We start from the raw sequence: 865 nt of genomic DNA, 5'->3' as shown, positions 1-865 counted from the left end.
AATCGAGAGATTCATAAGAAAACGTCATCCTTTCTAGTCTAGCTTTTTTAGAAAGAATAACGTTTTTTTACACTTGGGGGTAGTGAAGATTTTTAAGTTGATGGGCATGCGTTTCATACCCCCATGTATTGTATAGTGATAAAAAGGCCAAATACTCTATTCTGAGATTTGACCTTTTTTAAATACTTAACGATTTCCGTACGTATCAAACCAAAGCTGAATATATCCAGCAGTAACACGTTGTGCATCCATTAAACGCTTACCTGTCATTGGTGTAACTTCAGCGCGCCATTTATCTGCATATTCTTGTGATACAGCAGCTCTCACGAACCAATCTTTCGTATTATCATTTACAATGCCAGCGTAATCTTGTTTCGCAACTACTGCTGCTCCATGAATCCAATCTTCTGGATTCGTACCTTTCCAGTTCCAATATCCATTTCCATCCGTTACTTTATAATTATCTTTTATCGTATCTACAAAGTTTTCATATTTAGAATGGAATCCTTGTGGATACGATAGATTCGTAAAGTTTGCCGCATGCATCGGTTGGTTTACATCCCCTAAATAATGAAGAGATAATCCTAAATAGAAGAACGCTTGTTTCATATCTTTATTTTTATAAGACTCACCAGCTAATTTAAAATATTTAGCTCCTGTTTCCTTTGCTTGCTTTGCATACGGAATATAAGTTTTCCCATTGTCAGGGTCATAGAAATGTGAAGCAAATGTGCTATTATCATAATAAGGATTTTCATACATGCCCATCAACTTAAAAATCTTCACTACCCCCAAGTGTAAAAAAACGTTATTCTTTCTAAAAAAGCTAGACTAGAAAGGATGACGTTTTCTTATGAATCTCTCG

1 pseudogene is annotated in these 865 nt (G+C 35.3%); it reads right to left on the bottom strand.

Annotated elements, in window-relative coordinates:
• Positions 1-186: 186 nt before the first annotated feature.
• Positions 187-759, bottom strand: a pseudogene (gene cerA / locus MR168_RS33005) (phospholipase CerA); the annotation flags it as partial.
• Positions 760-865: the final 106 nt, after the last annotated feature.

The organism is Bacillus cereus group sp. BfR-BA-01356 (assembly GCF_022663635.1).
Classification (GTDB): Bacteria; Bacillota; Bacilli; order Bacillales; family Bacillaceae_G; genus Bacillus_A; species Bacillus_A cereus.
The sequence above is the reverse complement of the archived record's forward strand: the minus strand, read 5'-3'. Positions and strand labels throughout refer to the sequence as shown.